The following is a 16,529-nucleotide window of genomic DNA, read 5'->3' as shown; positions in this document are numbered from 1 at the left end:
AGCGGGCGGGGCGGAGACTCGGGCACCGTCCTGGATCGATACCTTTCGAAACGTGTCGGCGGCCGGCTTCGGCGGGTACGTCGGAACTCCCGGTATCCGTGCGCCGACAGTCTGTGGGTCGCTGCCCAGGCGACCTGGAATCAAGGTTCGCCGAAAGATTGCGCTAATCTTCGAAACGTACGGTCGACGATGTGGAGGAGCGCGGTGGGACGTCCAGCCGGAACGGGATCGGAGCCGACGGCCGGTCGGCGCTCCCGGCCCACCTTGGCCGACATCGCCATGGAGGCGGGCGTCTCGACGGCCACGGTGTCCAAGGTGCTCAACGGCCGGACCGACGTCGCCGCGGCCACGAGGGAACGCGTCGCCGGGCTGCTGAAGGCCCACAGCTACCTCGCCCCCGGCGTACGGCGGGCGCGCCGGTCCGGGCTGGTCGACGTCGTCATCGGTGGCCTGGACAGCCCCTGGGCGGTGGAGATCCTGCGCGGGGTGGAGGCCGAATGCGCCGAACGCGGCACCGGCACGGTCGTCTCGCTCGTGCGCGGGGAGGACGCGCGGCCGCCGAGCTGGGCCTCGCTCAGCGTCCAGCACCACAGCGACGGGGTGATCCTCGTGACGTCCCGGATCACCGCGCAGCAGCGCGCGCAGATCGAGCGGGCTGGCGTCGCCCTCGTCGTCATCGACCCGGTCGACCTGCCCGATCCGGATCTGGCGAGCGTCGGCGCGACGAACTGGTCGGGCGGCCTGTCGGCGACCGAACACCTGGTCTCCCTCGGGCACCGGCGGATCGCCGCGATCGGCGGCCCGCAGGAGATGCTGTGCACCCAGGCCCGGATCGACGGCTACCGCGCCGCGCTCGAACGCGCGGGCATGGAGCTCGACCGCGCTTTGGTCAGATATGGCGACTTCAGCTACGAGGGCGGGTTCCAGGCGGCGCGTGAGCTCCTCGAGTCGCGGGACCGGCCGACCGCGATCTTCGCGGGCAGTGACCAGCAGGCGATGGGCGTCTACGAGGCGGCGCGCCAGGCGGGTCTCAGCGTCCCGGCGGACCTCAGCGTCGTCGGGTTCGACGACCTGCCGCTGTGCCAGTGGCTGTCGCCGCCCCTGACCACCGTCCGGCAGCCGCTGGAGGAGATGGGACGGGTCGCCGCGCGGACGCTGTTCCAGCTGCTCGACGGCGAGGCGCTGGTGAGCCCGCGCGTCGAGCTCGCCACCGAGCTGCGCGTCCGGCTGTCCACCGCTCCGCCGTCCGCCTGACCGGCGATGCGCACCTTCCGCAACCCGATCCTGGCGGGTTTCCACCCCGACCCGTCGATCTGCCGGGTCGGCGCCGACTACTACCTGGTGACCTCGTCCTTCGAGTGGTTCCCCGGGCTGCCGATCCACCACAGCCGGGACCTGGTGCACTGGCGGCCGCTCGGCCATGTCCTGGACCGGCCCGAGCAGCTGCCGCTGGACGGCGTCCGGCCGTCGGGCGGCCTGTTCGCGCCGACGATCCGGCACGCCGACGGCACGTTCTACGTCGTGTGCACGCTGGTCGACGGCACCGGGCCGTCCGGGAACTTCGTGGTGACGGCCACGGACCCGGCCGGGCCGTGGTCCGAGCCGCACTGGCTGGGCGAACCCGAGAGCTTCGACCCGTCGCTGCTGTTCGACGATGACGGGCGGGCCTGGTTCCACGCGACCCGGCCGGTCGACGCGGCGGGGCACACCGAGATCTGGCTGCGGGAGTTCGACCCGGCCACCCGCACACTGACGGGGCCGGAGCACGTCCTGTGGAACGGCGCGCTGAACGGTGCGGTCTGGACCGAGGCGCCGCACCTGTACCGGGTCGGGGACTTCTACCACCTCCTGGTCGCCGAGGGCGGCACCGAGCTGAACCACGCCGTCACCGTGGCCCGGTCCCACGACGTCACCGGCCCGTACGAGGGCAATCCGCGCAACCCACTCCTGACCCATCGCCACCTCGGGGCCGCGCACCCCATCGTCGCGACCGGGCACGCCGACCTGGTGGCGACCGGCGCGGGGGAGTGGTGGGCGGTGCTGCTCGGGGTCCGTCCGTCCGGCGGATATCTGGGAAATCTCGGCCGGGAGACCTTCCTCGCCGAGGTGGCGTGGGAGGACGACTGGCCGGTCATCGCCCCCGGTGTCGGCCGGGTCGAGCCCGTCGGCGCCGCTCCGCACCTGCCGGAACACCGCTGGCCCGCCGAGGCCGCCTGCGACCACTTCGACGACCTCGAGCTCGGTCCGCAGTGGAACCAGCTCCGCACGCCGCGCGAGCGGTTCTGGGACCTGACGGCACGGCCCGGTCACCTGCGGCTGCGGCTGCGGCCGGAAACGGTCACGGAGCGCGCCTGCCCGAGTCTGATCGCCCGCCGGCAGAGTCACGCGGACTTCGTCGCGCACACCGCGGTCGACTTCGCCCCCTGGGGTTCGAACGAGTGCGCGGGCCTGGTCCTCCTGCAGAACGACGACTTCCAGATCCGGTGCGTGGTCACGCTCCACGATGGGCGTCGCGTGCTCCGGTTGATCCGCAGGGCCGCCGGAACCGACGAGACCCTGGCCGAAGACGGCCTGCCCGATGGGTGTGTCCGGCTGGCGGTCGAGGCCCACGACCAGTCCTACGAGTTCCGGTACGCCACCCCGGCGTCGGCGTGGCGGCCCCTCGGCGGTCCGGTCGACGGCAGCGTGCTGAGCACCGAGGTCGCCGGCGGCTTCGTCGGGGCCTACCTCGGGATGTACGCCAGCAGTACGGGACGGCCCAGCACCAACGTCGCCGACTTCGACTGGTTCGAGTACCGCGACCTCGGCTGAGGCACGCCCGGCTCAGTCGGCGGGGGAGGGCTCCACCGGGACCGTGGTGGACTCGCGGACGACCAGCCGGCACGGCCGGACGTGCGGGCCGGGGGAGGGCTCGCCGTTGATCGCCGCGAGCAGCAGGTCGGCGGCACCGCGGCCGAGGCCCTCGAGGTTCATGTCGACGCTGGTCAGCGGGGGCTGGCTGCCGAGGACCATGACGTCCCAGTTGTCGAATCCGACCACCGCGACGTCCTCGGGCACTCTCCGGCCCGCCGCGCGCAGCGCGTCGGTGACGCCCCGGGCGACCTGGTCGCTGCCGCAGAAGACCGCGTCGAACTCGCCGGCCGTCCCGAGGAGCATGCCGACGGCCCGCCGCCCCCACGCCTCGCTCCACTCGCCGAACAGCGGCGGAGCGGCCAGTTCGAGACCCGACTCGGCCAGCTGCTCGATCGCCGCGGCGGACCGTATGACGGCGGAGTGGTGGTGCTCCGGCCCTGTGACGTGCGCGATCCGGCGACGGCCGACGGCGAGCAGGTGGTCGATGGCCTTCCGGGCGCCACCGGCCTCGTCGGCCACGACCGAGCAGTCCTCCGGATCGGTGGAGCTGACGAACGCGTACACCACCGGGACCGGCAGGCCCGATCCGATCGGGGGCCGCGGCCGGGCGTGGCGGCCCGTCACGATGATCCCGTCGACCCGGCGGCTGAGCAGCGTGTTCAGGTAGTACTGCTCGCGGATCGGATCGTCGCGCCCGTCGCACAGGAACACCGACATGCGGCCCGCGCCGAGCGCGTCCTCCACTCCGATCATCAGCGGGATGCTGAACCGGCCGATGGTGTCCGTGGTGATCATCCCGACGGTGTAGGTGCGGCCGGAGCTCAGGGTGCGCGCCGCGGCGTTGGCCTGGAAGCCGAGCTGCTCGGCGGCCGCCTGCACCCGCTGCCGGGTCTCGGCCCGCAGGGAGCCGCGCCCGTTGAGCGCCTTGGAAGCGGTGCCGACCGAGACGCCCGCCAGCGCGGCCACATCGCTGATGGTCGCCGGCCGCGCCGACTTTCCCATGTTTCCTCCGTTTTCCTGCGGTGCGGATACCCGAATGTACCGTACTCCGTCGTGCGCGACGTGGAGCTGCGTAACACGGGAGAAATCCGGTCTTGACGGCGGTTCACCGGCGACCTAGCCTCCGAGGCAACCGGTTTCCGAATTTTCTTCCGGTCGGCCGGATGGTGCTCCCACACGGCCGACCGCACCTCGGGGGTTCGACCGGCGTGGGCCGCGGCCGGCGCCGGATTCCGTTGGACACGTAGGAGGCACGATGGCCCTCTCCCGCCCCCGGGCACGGCTCCGGCAGGCACCCGCCCTCACCGCGCTGGCCACCGCGGCGGCGCTCCTCACGGCCTGTCAGAGCGGGGGAGCCGCCTCCTCCGCGAGCGACACCAGCGCCAAGGACGACGGCACGACCATCACCATGTGGACCCGTTCCCCGACGGCGATCTTCAGCCAGACGCTGATCGACGCCTACAACCGCGGCCACCGCAACAAGGTGAAGCTGACGGTGATCCCGGCCGACTCCTACCAGCAGAAGGTCGGTACGGCCGCGGGCGCCCGGCAGCTGCCGGACGTGCTCGCCTCCGACGTGGTCTACGCGCCGAACTACGCCTCGAAGGGCGTCTACCTCGACCTGACCGCCCGGGTGAACAAGCTGCCGTTCAAGGCGTCCCTCGCCCCCGCCCACATGAAGACCGCCACCTACAACAACAAGATCTACGGCGTGCCGCACGACATCGACCTGTCCGCCGTCTTCTACAACAAGGCGCTGTTCACCAAGGCGGGCCTGAACCCGGACAAGCCACCGACGACGCTGGACGAGCTCTACGCCGACGCCAAGAAGATCAACGGCGTGGGCGGCGGCGCGCACGGCTACTTCTTCGGCGGCGCCTGCCCCGGCTGCATGCTCTTCACCACCTGGCCGATGATCTGGGCCTCCGGCGGGACCGTGCTCAACGAGAAGGGCACGGCGTCGACCATCGCCAACGACACGGCAGGGAAGGTCTACGCCCTCTACCGCCGGATGTACCAGGAGGGCCTCGTCCCGTCCTCGGCCAAGAACGAGAACGGCCCGACGTGGACCCAGCCGTTCGCCAGCGGCAAGATCGGTATCGAGCCGATGGGTGCCACCGTGCTGCAGACCCTGAAGGAAGGACCCGACCTGAAGGTGGGCGTCGCCCCGATCCCGGGCCTGACGGGCGGCACCTCGTCCTTCGTCGGCGGTGACGTGCTCGGCGTGAGCTCCAACAGCAAGCACGCCGCGCAGGCGTGGGACTTCATCTCCTGGACCCTGTCCAAGGACGCCCAGGTCGACGTCGTCGCGAAGAACAAGAACATCACCGTGCGCACCGACCTGGCCGACAACACCTACGCGCAGCAGGACCCCCGGCTCGCGACGTTCAACAAGCTGGCCGCTCAGGGCCAGACGCCCATCTCGGTCAACTTCGGCAAGACCTACAACGACCCGAACGGCCCGTGGACGTCGACCGTGACCGACGCGGTCTTCGGCTCCGGCGATCCGGCCGCCATCCTGCAGCGTCACAACGGCGCCATCACCGGGTCCCTGTCCGGCAACGGCTGAGGGGCCCCGGGCCACGCCGCCGTACGTCTCCGTGATCAACGAGGAGCACCCGATGGTCTCCCTCTCACCCACCCGCGCGCCCTCCCGTGACGCGCCGTCGCCCCCGCCGCGCGCCCGTCGCGAGGTCTCCACGCTGCGGCGCGGCCACCGGCGCCTGGCGATGATCTACGCGACCCCGCTCGCCGTCATCGTCGCCGTCCTGTTCGTCGTCCCGCTCGGCCTGATGGTCTGGATGTCGTTCAACCACTGGCCGCTGCTGGGCGCGTCCGCGCCGAACGGAGTCGCGAACTACCGGGCCCTCAGCGACCCGCTCTTCCTGCACGCCCTCTGGTTCACCGTGAAGTACACGGTGGTGACGACGGTCGTCCTCGGCCTCGTCGCCTTCGGCCTGGCGCTGCTCGTCCAGGAGGGCCCGCGGGGTGTGGGACTGTTCAGAACGGTGTTCTTCCTGCCGAGCGCCGTCGGCCTCGCCTCGGCGAGCCTGCTCTTCTACGGCATGTTCAACACCCACTCGTCGGTGTTGAACGCGGCCATGCGGCTGCTGGCGGGCGGCGACGTCGACTGGCTGGGCAGCAGCGGCAACGCGCTGTTCTCGACGATCGGCATGATCACCTGGCGGTTCGCCGGCTTCTACATGCTGATCCTCATGACCGGCCTGCACGCGATCGACCCGGTGCTGTACGAGGCCGCCCGTACGGACGGGGCCGGGTGGTGGCAGATCATGCGGCGGGTGACGGTACCGCTGCTACGGCCGACGATCGCGCTGATGATGGTGCTCTCCGTCACCGGGTCCCTGCTGGCCTTCGACCAGTTCTTCATCCTGACCGGCGGGCGGCACGGCACCGCGACCATCGTCATCGACGTCTACCGGGAGGCGTTCCTGTCCCAGGACCTCGGACGGGCGGCCGCCGTCTCGGTCGCCATCCTCGTCGGCCTGATCCTCATCAACGGCGCGCAGCTCCGCCTCCTGCGGCGCGACGGTCGCTGAGCCGACGACCCACCAAGGAGCCGATCAATGTCACGACCGCGTCACCGCGTCGCCCGGTCCGCGGGCTTCTACTCCACGTCCACCGTGCTCGCGGTGCTGTTCCTGTTCCCCATGGTCTGGACGCTGTTCTCCTCCGTGCACGGCCGCCAGGCGAGCGGCCACGGCAACGGGTGGGGGATCGACGACTACAAACGCCTGTTCCACTACGGCAGCGGGCTGCCGGCGTACCTGCTCAACACCACGGTGGTCGCGCTCATCACGGTGTGCGTCACCGTGGTGGCCACCACGCTGGGCGGCTACGCCGTGGCGAGGTTCGACTTCCCCGGCAAGAACGTCCTCTTCCTCATCACCCTTGCGATCCTCATGGTCCCGTACGCGACCATCCTCGTGCCGCTGTACGTGTTCCTCGGCTGGATCGGCCTGCAGAACTCCCTGATCGGCCTCGGCCTCGTCCTGGCGATGTTCCAGCTGCCGTTCGGGCTGTTCATGATGCGCAACTCGTTCGAGGCGCTGCCGGTGGAGCTGGAGGAGGCCGCGCTGATCGACGGTTGCACGCCGACGGGCGTGCTGCGCCGGGTGCTGCTGCGCGGGGTGGCGCCGGGCATGGTGACCGTCGCGCTGTTCGCGTTCCTCGCCGCCTGGAACGAGTTCGTCGCGCCACTGATCTTCCTGACGGACGGCGCCAAGTTCACCCTTCCCGTGGCGCTGTTCAACCTGGAGGCCGGCAACTTCGGGTCGGTCGACTTCGGGGCGCTGCAGTCCGGCGTGGTGACCGCGGCGGTCCCGTGCGTCGCGGTGTTCCTTCTCCTGCAGCGCTACTACGTGCGCGGGTTCACTTCCGGTGCCCTCAAGGGCTGACAATGAGAGAGAGCATGACCGATTCACACCTCGGCCCGGTCTCCCCGACGACGGAAGCCCTCGGCGCGCTGCGGCCGCTTTCCCTGGACGCCGTACGGCTCGACGCCGGCGGCCTGCTCGGCGCGTGGCAGCGACGCAACGCCGAAGCGACGATCCCCCACTGCGTCGACGAGCTGTCGGCCACCGGCACGCTGGAGAACCTGCGGCGCGTCACGGGGCAGAGCGATCGGGAGTTCGCGGGCATGTGGTTCCGCGACTCCGACATCTACAAGACCCTCGAGGCGGCCGCCTGGCAGCTGGTGAACGAGGACGACCCCCGGTTGCGGGATCTCCTCGACTCCACGGCGTCGCTGCTGGCCAAGGCCCAGCAGGACGACGGCTACCTCAACTCCTACTTCACCACGGTGCACCCGGAGAAGCGCTGGCAGGAGCTGGACTGGAGCCACGAGCTGTACTGCGCCGGCCACCTGATCCAGGCCGCGGTCGCCGCCGCGCGCGCCGACGCCTCCGCCGAGCTGATGACGGTCGCGCGGCGGTTCGCCGACCTGATCGTCGAGCGGTTCGGCCCGGGCGGGACCGACGGAGTGTGCGGGCACCCCGAGATCGAGACCGCGCTGGTCGAGCTGTACCGCGCGACCGGGCACCGGCCGTACCTCGACACGGCGCGCCGGTTCCTGGACCTGCGCGGGCGGGGCCTGCTCGGGGAGGGGAGGTTCGGCGCGGCGTACCACCAGGACCACGTCCCGGTCCGCGAGGCCGATGAGGTGACCGGCCACGCCGTCCGGCAGCTGTACCTGCTGGCGGGCATGGTCGACGTCGCCGTCGAGACGCACGACACCGCGCTGCTCGACGCGGCGAAACGGCTGTGGGACAGCGCGTTCCACACCAAGACCTACCTCACGGGCGCGCACGGATCCCGGCACCGCGACGAGGCGTACGGCGACCCGTACGAGCTGCCGCCCGACCGCGCGTACGCCGAGACGTGCGCGTCGATCGCGAGCTTCCACTGGGCCTGGCGCATGCTGCTGGCCACCGGCGAGCACCGCTACGCCGACGAGATGGAGCGGGTCCTGCACAACGCCATCGCGGCGGCCATCGCGGCGGACGGCCGGAGCTTCTTCTACTCCAACCCGCTCCACCTGCGCACCGGCCACGACGGGTCGGACGAGGACGCGCCCTCGGAGCGGCTGAGCTGGTACACCTGCCCCTGCTGCCCGCCCAACCTCGCCCGGCTGATGGCCTCCCTCCACGGCTACGTCGCGACCGCCGACGACGACGGCCTGCGGGTCCACCTGTACGGCGAGGGCATCCTGCGGTCGCCGGTCCCGGGCGGCGAGGCCGAGGTGACGACGCGGACCGCCTACCCGTGGGACGGGCGGATCGAGCTGACCGTGACGGCGACGACCGACCGGCCGTGGACGCTCGCGCTGCGGATCCCGGGATGGTGCGGCGGCTTCGCCGTCGAGGTGGACGGCACGACGGTCGCGGGTGAGGCCGAGGACGGCTACCTCCGCCTGACTCGCAGCTGGAACACCCCCACGGTGATCGTCCTGGACCTGCACATGCCCGCCCGTCTGGTCTCCGCCCACCCGAGGGTCGACGCGGTGCGCGGCTGCGTCGCCCTGACGCGCGGACCGCTGGTCTACTGCCTCGAGCAGGCCGACCTGCCCGACGGGACCGTGCTGGAGGACGTACGGCTGGACGCGTCCGCTCCGGTGCGCCCGGTCGAGCGCGCGCACCTGCCGGAGATCCCCGTGGCCCTGGCCGCCGACGGGACCGTGCACCGGTCCTCGCCGGAGCCGTACCGCGACCACGCGGCCGCCGACGACGCTGCCGAGCGGCTGTCGTTGACCGCCGTGCCCTACTTCCTATGGGCGAACCGGACACCGGGCCCCATGCGGGTCTGGATCCCGTTGGGCTGACCAAACCTTGACCGCCTGGGGACCCGTTGAGAGACTCCGCTCCGGAAAACCTTTTCCTACCCCTGGGAGAGCGCGGATGGGTGAGCAGAGTCGCAGACGGGTCCTCCAGGCGGGCCTCGGTGCGGTGGCCGGATCGGTGGCCCTCGGCCGGCTCGGAGGCACGGCCGGGGCCGCCGAGCGGGCGGCGGCCGCCGCCCCGGCCGCGTCCACGGCCGGCCGGCCGACCGGCCTTCCCTGGGTCGCGGACCTCGGGGACGGCCGCTACCAGAACCCGGTGCTGGGCGCCGACTGGTCCGACCCCGACGCGGTCCGCGTCGGGCCGTACTTCTACCTCACCGCGTCGACGTTCAACCGCATCCCGGGACTGCCGATCCTCCGGTCGCGCGACCTGGTGAACTGGACGATCATCGGCCACGCGCTGACCGAGCTCGAGCCCCGCGACGTGTTCGGCGTGCCGCAGCACGGGAACGGCGTGTGGGCGCCGGCCATCCGCCACCACGCCGGTAGGTTCTGGATCTTCTACCCGGACCCGGACTACGGCATCTTCGTCACCACCGCCGTCGACCCGACCGGCCCGTGGACCAAGCCGCACGTGCTGAAGCCGGGCAAGGGCTTCATCGACCCGTCCCCGCTGTGGGACGACGACGGCCGGGCGTACCTCATCCACGCGTACGCCAAGAGCCGGGCCGGGATCAACAACCGGCTGACCCTGCACGAGATCAGCCCGGACGGCCGGGAGCTCCTCGACGACGGCCGGATCGTCGTGAACGGCGACGAGATCCCCGGCTACACCACCCTCGAGGGACCGAAACTCTACAAACGCGACGGCTGGTACTGGATCTTGGCGCCGGTCGGCGGCGTGACCGGCGGCTGGCAGTCGGCTTTCCGGTCGCGCAGCATCCTCGGCCCGTACGAGAACCGCATCGTCCTGGCCCAGGGCGACACTCCGATCAACGGCCCGCACCAGGGCGCCTGGGTCGCCACCGAGCGGGGCGAGGACTGGTTCCTGCACTTCCAGGACCGCGGCGTCTACGGCCGCGTCGTCCACCTGCAGCCGATGCGGTGGCGGGACGACGGCTGGCCCGTGATGGGCGAGGACGACGGCAGCGGACGCGGCAAGCCGGTCCTCGTGTACCGCAAGCCCGCGGTGGGTCGGCCGTCGAAGATCACCGCGCCGGCGAGCGGGGACGAGTTCACCGGCCACCGGCTGGGCGAGCAGTGGACCTGGCAGGCGAACTCCGATCCGTCGTGGGCGTCGCTGCGCGGCGGACGGCTCCGGCTGGCGTGCCCGCCCAGCGCCGACACCGCCGACCTGCGGCTCCTGCCGAACGTCCTGGGCCAGCGTTTCCCCGCTGAGTCGTTCATCGCGACGACCTCGCTGACCCTGCACGCCCGCAGCGCGGGAGCGCGGTCCGGGCTCGTCGTCCTCGGCTACGGCTACGCCTGGATCGGGCTGCAGCGGCTCGACTCCGGGCTCGCGCTGGTGCACCGCACGGCCGCCCAGGACAAGGCCGAGGTCGACGCCGCCGCGCCGATCCCGCTGCCGCGCGGCCGGTCGTCGGTACGGCTGCGGGTCGAGGTCGGGCCCGGTGGCGTGTGCCGGTTCGCCGCCGACGTGGACGGGCGCGGGTTCCAGCCGGTGGGCGGGCCGTTCACCGCGTCACAGGGCAAGTGGATCGGGGCCACGCTGGGCCTGTTCGGCACCGCCCCGGCCGGCGCGCACGGCGACGCCGCCGAGGCCGACTGGTTCCGCGTGGGGCCCGCCGAAGGATAGACGCGGCGTTACGCCAGGAAACGCCGCACCCGCTCGACGGTGTCGTCGGGGTCCTCCCAGAAGAAGAGATGCCCCTGGCCGGGCAGCCACTCCAGCCGTGCGCCGGGGATGCGCTCGGCCAGCAGGGGCGCGTTGCGGGGATCGACGACGCGGTCGGCGGTGCCGTGCAGGACCAGCGTCGGCGCCGTGATGCCGGCCAGCCGCCCGAACGCGTCATGGCCGAGTGACGCCGCCGACTGCGCCCGCCAGGCCGCGGGGTCCTGCGGATCGGCCAGCCTGCGGAAGAGGAGATCCTCCAGGGGGTGACGCGTCGCCAGCGCGTTGGCGGTGAGGCGACGCGTCGCCTCCTCCGGCGGCAGGCCGGCCGCCTCGCGGATGAGGGTGAGGGTCGCCTCGGGCAGCGGGTACGCCTCGGTGCCCCCCGGCGTCGTACACGCCAGGATCAGCCGGTCGACCCGGTGCGCGTGGTCCAGGGCCACCATCTGCGCGATCATCCCGCCCAGGCTCGCGCCCATGACGTGCGCCCGCCGTACGCCGAGCGCGTCCAGCACCGCGACGGCGTCCGCGGCCATGGTCGCGGTGTCGTACGGCCCGGGCGGCGCGTCGCTGTCGCCGATGCCCCGATTGTCGATTGTGATGACCCGATAGGTCTTCGCGAGCGGCTCGACGACGGGCTTCCAGCCCCAGCGGGGGTAGCCGAGCCCGTGGATCAGCAGCAGCGGCCGGCCGCTCCCCGTCTCCTCGTACGCGATCCGTACACCGGCCGCCGTCACCGTGCCCGTCGTCATCGCCGTCCCTCCGTCTTCCGCGATCAGCCCAGCCAGGAGGCCACCTGGGCCTCCGCGCCGGGGCTCCAGCCGAGCTGCAGGTGGTTGAGGGGCAAGGTGGCCGAGGCCGCGCGGTTCGCGATTCCGGCGGTGTTGGTGCAGCTGGCGACGAACACCGCGCCGTCGGACGGGCCGGTGTGCTCATTGTGCAGCAGCGGCATGGTCGGGGAGTTTCCGCACAGCTCGTACACCGGGACGCTTGCCGGGACGCCGGCGTCGATCAGCGGCTGGACCAGCGAGCCCTGGTCGATGCTGTACTGGATGCCGCGGCCGCTCGTGTAATAGCCCTGGCCGCCGTAGTAGGTGGTGTACCAGTCCTGCTCGGTGGTCGGCAGCGGATAGACGTCGTCCCAGCGGTACAGCATCTGCCGCGCGCCGGGGAACGCCGTGCCCTCGTAGCTGAGCTGCGTCTCGTCGTACCAGACGCCGTAGCAGACCATCGCGGTGTGCGGCGCGGGCGCGTCGAGGGAGCCGCCGCACTGCGGGAAGATCGCGAAGTCGTGGCTCCAGCCGTGGCGGAAGCCCCAGTCGAAGCCCTTGTTCGGTCCGCCCACGAGGATCAGCCTGCGTACGTCGCCGGCGTACGCGGTGCCCCACGACCTGCGCAGCGACGAGACGTACATGCGGGCGTTGAACGCGCCCTTCGACCAGCCGACGACGTCGACCTGCGACGCGCCGGTCCTGGCCTTGATGAGCTGCACGGCGTCGCCGATCTGCTCGCTCCAGTAGTACCCGTCGCCGGTCTTGTGCGGGAAGCCGATCGCGAAGACTTTGTAGCCGCGCCCGTCGAGGTACTGCATGAGGCCGGTGGAGGGGCAGCTCGCGCTGCCGCAGCCGTTGGCGCCGAGGACGTTCGGGTCGGCCCACGCCTGGTCGGCGGTCTGGTTCGCGCCGTGCACGAGCAGCACCGGCACCGCCTTGGAACCGGTCAGCGCGCCCGGCGCCTGGTACAGCAGGAACCGCGACGAGTGCGGCTCGGCCACGCCGCCGAACAGCCGCTGCGTCTGCCCGGTCTGGTCGCCGACGCCGCCCGGCGGGTACGCCTCGGCGGCGAACCCGGAGGAGGTGTCGCGGTACCGCTCGACCTGAGCCCAGCCGTTCTCCAGACCGCTGGTGTAGGTCGCCTCGAGCGTGACCGAGGACGTCGCGTACGCCGGGAGGGGCGACGCGAACATCAACAGCAACATCACGGTGACCAGGAATCCGCGCATCCGCCGCCCCTTTATGAGAGGTGATTCACCTGTTAATTTGGCGGTGCCGGCGTACTCCGTCAAGAGCCGGTCGGGAGGAACCATGACCGAGCGGAGCGAGGGAATCGAAGGCGCAGTCCCTACGGGTCGCTTCTCCGACGAAGGAGGCCCCACGATCCTGTACACGCGAGAGGCCGGCGAGGGCGAGCCGGTGCTGTTCGTGCACGGCAACCTGTCCGACGGCTCGGCCTGGGACGAGCAGCTCCGGCTGCTGCCGCCCGGTTACCGCGGCATCGCCCCCGACCTGCGCGGATTCGGCCGCACCGACCCGGCGCCGATCGACGCGACGTGCGGGGTCGGCGACTTCCGCGACGACCTGGTGGCGCTCCTCGACGAGCTCGGCCTCGAGACGGTCCACCTCGTCGGCCACTCCATGGGCGGCGGGGTCGTCATGGACCTGGCCGCCCGGCACCCCGAGCGCGCGCGGACGATCACGCTCGTCGCGCCCGTCAGCCCGTACGGCTTCGGCGGCACCCGCCTCGACGGCACGCCGTGCACGCCGGACTTCGCCGGATCGGGCGGCGGCACCGCCAACCCGGACCTGGTCAAACTCATGCGGGAGGGCGACCGGGCCGACGCGCACCCGGTGTCCCCGCGCAACGTCGTCCGGACCCTCTACTTCCCGGGCGCCGAGGCCGTACGGAGCGAGGAGGAGCTGCTCGACGGCATCCTGCGCACCCGCGTCGGCGACGACCACTACCCCGGCGACGCGACGACTTCGCCGCACTGGCCGGGCACCGCCCCGGGCACCCGCGGAGTGCTCAACACGATGTCGCCGAAGTACTTCGGCTGGAGCGGCTTCCCGGAGTCGGGCTGCCGGGCCCCGGTGCTGTGGGTGCACGGCGACCGGGACGCGGTCGTCTCCGACACCTCGATGTGCGACCTCGGCCACCTGGGCGCGCTCGGGTACGTCCCCGGCTGGCCGGGCGAGGACGCCTTCCCCGCCCAGCCCATGGAGGCGCAGACCCGGCAGGTGCTCGACCGCTACGGCACTTACCGGGAAGAGGTGCTGACCGGCACCGGGCACTTCCCGTACGCCCAGCGGCCGGACGAGTTCGCCGCGCTGCTCCACGCGCACCTGGCGGGCTGACGCGATGGCCTGGCGCATCGAGGAGGAACCACCGCCCACGAGCACGCGCGGGCGGCCGCTGTCCGCGAAGGGGGAGCGCACGAGGCGCAGCCTGCTGGACGCCGCCGAGCAGGTGTTCGCCGCCCTCGGCTACCACGACGCCTCGATCGTGAAGATCACCGAGGCGGCCGAGGTCGCGCAGGGCACGTTCTACATCTACTTCCAGGGCAAGCGGCAGATCTTCGACGAGCTGGTCGCCGACCTGAACCGGCGCGTGCGCCGCGCGATGTCCGAGGGCGCACGGCAGGGCCGTACCCGCGCGGAGGCCGAACGGCTCGGGTTCCTGGGGTTCTTCCGGTTCACCGCGGAGCATCCGGCGCTGTACCGCATCATCCGGCAGGCGGAGTTCGCCGCGCCGGACGCGCTCCGCCGGCACTACCAGGCGATCGCCGACGGCTACGTCGCCGGGCTGCGCGGCGCGATGGACGACGGGGAGATCGCCGTCGCCGACCCGGAGGTCGTCGCCTGGGCGCTGATGGGCGTCGGCGAGATGATCGGCATGCGCTGGATCCTCTGGCGGGACGACGTCGAGGCGGGCGAGGTGCCGGAGCACGTCTTCGAGGAGATGTACGCCTTCGTCCGGCGCGGGCTCGGCGCCTCGTGAACCTCGGGCGCTGGATCCGCGACCGGGCGCGTACGACGCCGCGCCGGACCGCGATCGTGTTCGGCGACGAGGAGACCACCTACGCCGAGCTGGACGACCGGTCAGAGCGGCTGGCGGCCGGGCTCGTCGCGCGCGGCCTCCGGCCGGGGGACCGGGTCGCGACGCTGACGGACAACCGGCCGGAGCACGCCGAGCTGTTCTTCGCCTGCGCCAAGGCCGGCCTGATCCTCGTCCCGTTGAACGTCCGGCTGACCGTGCCGGAGCTGGCCTATCAGGTCGGCGACGCCGAACCGTCGATCCTGTTCGCCGCCCCCGGCCGCGCGGTTCCGCCCTTCGCCGGGCCGGTCCTCGAGTTGACCCGCGCGGGCCTCGACGCGGTGGCGGACGGCGTCCTCGGCGAACGGGAGGTCGGCCCGGAGGCCGGGCTGCTGATCGTCTACACCTCCGGCACCACCGGCCGGCCCAAGGGCGCGCTGCTCAGCCACGCGAACTGCTTCTGGACGAACCTGTCGCTCGACCGGGGCTGCGAGCTGCGGGAGGACGACGCCGTCCTGCAGGTGCTCCCGCAGTTCCACGTCGGCGGCTGGAACGTCCAGCCGCTGCTCGCCTGGTGGAAGGGCGCCACCGTCGTCCTCGAGCCGTCATTCGACCCGGGCCGGGCGCTGCGGCTCATCGCGGAGCGCCGGGTGACCACGATGATGGGCGTTCCGGCGACCTACCAGTTCATGGCGGCACGGCCGGAGTTCGCGACGGCCGACCTGTCGTCGCTGCGGTACGTGGTCGTCGGCGGCGCGCCGATGCCGGAGCCGCTGCTGCACACCTGGCTGGAGCGTGGCGTGCGGATCACCCAGGGGTACGGACTCACCGAGGCGGCCCCGAACGTCCTGTGCCTGCCCCCGGAGGAGGTCGCCGCCCGGGCCGGCTGGGCGGGCAAGCCGTACCCGCACGTCGACGTGGCACTCCTCGGTCCGGACGGGCCCCTGGACGGGCCGGGGCGGGGCGAGCTGGTCGTCCGCGGGCCGAACGTCTTCCCCGGCTACTGGCGGAACCCCGCCGCGACCCGGGACGCCGTCCCGGACGGCTGGCTGCGCACCGGCGACGTCGCCGAACGCGACGCGGAGGGCTTCTACCGCATCTGCGACCGGGTGAAGGACATGTACGTCTCCGGCGGCGAGAACGTCTACCCGGCCGAGGTCGAGTCGGTGCTCGCCGCGTTCCCCGGCGTCGCCGAGGTCGCGGTCGTCGGGGTGCCCGACGAACGCTGGGGCGAGGCCGGATGCGCCTTCGTCGTCGGGAACGTTCCGGTCGACGGGCTGCTCGCGCACTGCCGGGAGCGTCTCGCGGCGTTCAAGGTGCCCAAGCACGTGCGGCTCGTGGCGGCGCTGCCCCGATCTGCCAAGTGCCGTGAGAGCGTCAGTGGGTAGTGCCGCCGGGTGTCAGTGGGTTTGCCACGGCAACGTCAGTGGTCTTGCCGCGAGAGCGTCGGTGATCCTGGTCGGTGCGCAGGCCGCCGTGCACACTGCGGGCCTGCCGAGGGTGCGTCGGCGAGCTCGGCACGGTAGGAGTTCCGCTGAGCCGCACCATCTGTACGACGAGAGATGCCTGACGCCTCTGGCAGTGATTCGGGCAGGTCGGCGCCGGGGAAGGCGAAAGCGAGGATCGGCAAGCGCACGCATGAATCGCACCTTGGGGGAAGGCCATGGCGGTCCGGCCGCAGGTGCCCGCAGACGGCGCCGCCGGTGCGCCGTGCTGGTC

The 16,529-nt window shown here is 72.1% G+C and carries 13 protein-coding genes; 10 read left to right on the top strand and 3 right to left on the bottom strand.

The genetic code is table 11. The annotated features are described in order from the left end of the window. The first annotated feature begins 204 nt into the window (after positions 1 to 204). On the top strand, positions 205 to 1,254 hold the full coding sequence (locus ACQP2O_RS32755) for a LacI family DNA-binding transcriptional regulator (protein ID WP_433171824.1): 1,050 nt from the start codon (positions 205 to 207) through the stop codon (positions 1,252 to 1,254). 6 nt (positions 1,255 to 1,260) lie between these two features. After that, positions 1,261 to 2,811: a glycoside hydrolase family 43 protein gene (locus ACQP2O_RS32750; protein WP_433171822.1), complete on the top strand. Its 1,551-nt coding sequence runs from the start codon at positions 1,261 to 1,263 to the stop codon at positions 2,809 to 2,811. A 12-nt stretch (positions 2,812 to 2,823) separates the two neighbouring features. Here the strand turns inward: ACQP2O_RS32750 and ACQP2O_RS32745 are convergent, their stop codons facing one another. Beyond that, positions 2,824 to 3,855 carry a LacI family DNA-binding transcriptional regulator gene (locus ACQP2O_RS32745; RefSeq protein ID WP_433171820.1) on the bottom strand — a complete coding sequence of 344 codons (1,032 nt, stop codon included), beginning with the start codon at positions 3,853 to 3,855 and terminating at the stop codon, positions 2,824 to 2,826. A 253-nt stretch (positions 3,856 to 4,108) separates the two neighbouring features. Between ACQP2O_RS32745 and ACQP2O_RS32740 the strand changes: the two genes are divergently transcribed. The 5 genes from ACQP2O_RS32740 (at position 4,109) to ACQP2O_RS32720 (ending at position 10,964) form a co-directional block, all read left to right on the top strand. Then, positions 4,109 to 5,422: an ABC transporter substrate-binding protein gene (locus ACQP2O_RS32740; RefSeq protein ID WP_433171818.1), complete on the top strand. Its 1,314-nt coding sequence runs from the start codon at positions 4,109 to 4,111 to the stop codon at positions 5,420 to 5,422. Positions 5,423 to 5,474: 52 nt separating this feature from the next. Further along, a complete protein-coding gene (locus ACQP2O_RS32735; RefSeq protein ID WP_433171816.1) occupies positions 5,475 to 6,410 on the top strand; it encodes a carbohydrate ABC transporter permease in 936 nt (311 codons plus the stop codon). Positions 6,411 to 6,437: 27 nt separating this feature from the next. Then, positions 6,438 to 7,268 carry a carbohydrate ABC transporter permease gene (locus tag ACQP2O_RS32730; protein ID WP_433171814.1) on the top strand — a complete coding sequence of 277 codons (831 nt, stop codon included), beginning with the start codon at positions 6,438 to 6,440 and terminating at the stop codon, positions 7,266 to 7,268. 14 nt (positions 7,269 to 7,282) lie between these two features. Continuing rightward, positions 7,283 to 9,190, top strand: coding sequence for a glycoside hydrolase family 127 protein (locus tag ACQP2O_RS32725; protein WP_433171812.1), 1,908 nt, complete (start codon positions 7,283 to 7,285; stop codon positions 9,188 to 9,190). Positions 9,191 to 9,266: 76 nt separating this feature from the next. Then, positions 9,267 to 10,964 (top strand): glycoside hydrolase family 43 protein, encoded by a 1,698-nt coding sequence (locus ACQP2O_RS32720; RefSeq protein ID WP_433171810.1) that lies wholly within the window; start codon positions 9,267 to 9,269, stop codon positions 10,962 to 10,964. An 8-nt stretch (positions 10,965 to 10,972) separates the two neighbouring features. On the opposite strand, the gene ACQP2O_RS32715 is transcribed toward ACQP2O_RS32720, so the two are convergent. Beyond that, positions 10,973 to 11,752 (bottom strand): alpha/beta fold hydrolase, encoded by a 780-nt coding sequence (locus tag ACQP2O_RS32715; RefSeq protein WP_433171808.1) that lies wholly within the window; start codon positions 11,750 to 11,752, stop codon positions 10,973 to 10,975. A 23-nt stretch (positions 11,753 to 11,775) separates the two neighbouring features. After that, complete coding sequence (locus ACQP2O_RS32710) at positions 11,776 to 13,002, bottom strand: esterase/lipase family protein (RefSeq protein ID WP_433171806.1); 1,227 nt, start codon at positions 13,000 to 13,002, stop codon at positions 11,776 to 11,778. 82 nt (positions 13,003 to 13,084) lie between these two features. On the opposite strand from ACQP2O_RS32710, the gene ACQP2O_RS32705 reads away from it, so the two are divergent. The 3 genes from ACQP2O_RS32705 to ACQP2O_RS32695 are packed head-to-tail and all read left to right on the top strand — an operon-like array spanning position 13,085 to position 16,198. Next, positions 13,085 to 14,131 carry an alpha/beta fold hydrolase gene (locus ACQP2O_RS32705; RefSeq protein WP_433171804.1) on the top strand — a complete coding sequence of 349 codons (1,047 nt, stop codon included), beginning with the start codon at positions 13,085 to 13,087 and terminating at the stop codon, positions 14,129 to 14,131. A 4-nt stretch (positions 14,132 to 14,135) separates the two neighbouring features. Beyond that, positions 14,136 to 14,774 (top strand): TetR/AcrR family transcriptional regulator, encoded by a 639-nt coding sequence (locus ACQP2O_RS32700; protein WP_433171802.1) that lies wholly within the window; start codon positions 14,136 to 14,138, stop codon positions 14,772 to 14,774. Next, positions 14,771 to 16,198: an acyl-CoA synthetase gene (locus ACQP2O_RS32695; RefSeq protein WP_433171800.1), complete on the top strand. Its 1,428-nt coding sequence runs from the start codon at positions 14,771 to 14,773 to the stop codon at positions 16,196 to 16,198. Before ACQP2O_RS32700 ends, ACQP2O_RS32695 begins: the two co-directional genes overlap by 4 nt. Positions 16,199 to 16,529: the final 331 nt, after the last annotated feature.

The organism is Actinoallomurus sp. CA-150999 (genome assembly GCF_050942425.1).
Lineage (GTDB): Bacteria > Actinomycetota > Actinomycetes > Streptosporangiales > Streptosporangiaceae > Actinoallomurus.
This window is presented reverse-complemented; position numbering and strand designations above follow the sequence as displayed.

What these genes read in the sequence shown, in the direction of transcription:
- ACQP2O_RS32750 (WP_433171822.1), top strand. Translation starts at nt 1,261, where the DNA reads ATGCGCACCTTCCGCAACCCGATCCTGGCGGGTTTCCACCCCGACCCG.
- ACQP2O_RS32745 (WP_433171820.1), bottom strand. Translation starts at nt 3,855, where the DNA reads ATGGGAAAGTCGGCGCGGCCGGCGACCATCAGCGATGTGGCCGCGCTG.
- ACQP2O_RS32740 (WP_433171818.1), top strand. Translation starts at nt 4,109, where the DNA reads ATGGCCCTCTCCCGCCCCCGGGCACGGCTCCGGCAGGCACCCGCCCTC.
- ACQP2O_RS32735 (WP_433171816.1), top strand. Translation starts at nt 5,475, where the DNA reads ATGGTCTCCCTCTCACCCACCCGCGCGCCCTCCCGTGACGCGCCGTCG.
- ACQP2O_RS32730 (WP_433171814.1), top strand. Translation starts at nt 6,438, where the DNA reads ATGTCACGACCGCGTCACCGCGTCGCCCGGTCCGCGGGCTTCTACTCC.
- ACQP2O_RS32725 (WP_433171812.1), top strand. Translation starts at nt 7,283, where the DNA reads ATGACCGATTCACACCTCGGCCCGGTCTCCCCGACGACGGAAGCCCTC.
- ACQP2O_RS32720 (WP_433171810.1), top strand. Translation starts at nt 9,267, where the DNA reads ATGGGTGAGCAGAGTCGCAGACGGGTCCTCCAGGCGGGCCTCGGTGCG.
- ACQP2O_RS32715 (WP_433171808.1), bottom strand. Translation starts at nt 11,752, where the DNA reads ATGACGACGGGCACGGTGACGGCGGCCGGTGTACGGATCGCGTACGAG.
- ACQP2O_RS32710 (WP_433171806.1), bottom strand. Translation starts at nt 13,002, where the DNA reads ATGCGCGGATTCCTGGTCACCGTGATGTTGCTGTTGATGTTCGCGTCG.
- ACQP2O_RS32705 (WP_433171804.1), top strand. Translation starts at nt 13,085, where the DNA reads ATGACCGAGCGGAGCGAGGGAATCGAAGGCGCAGTCCCTACGGGTCGC.
- ACQP2O_RS32700 (WP_433171802.1), top strand. Translation starts at nt 14,136, where the DNA reads ATGGCCTGGCGCATCGAGGAGGAACCACCGCCCACGAGCACGCGCGGG.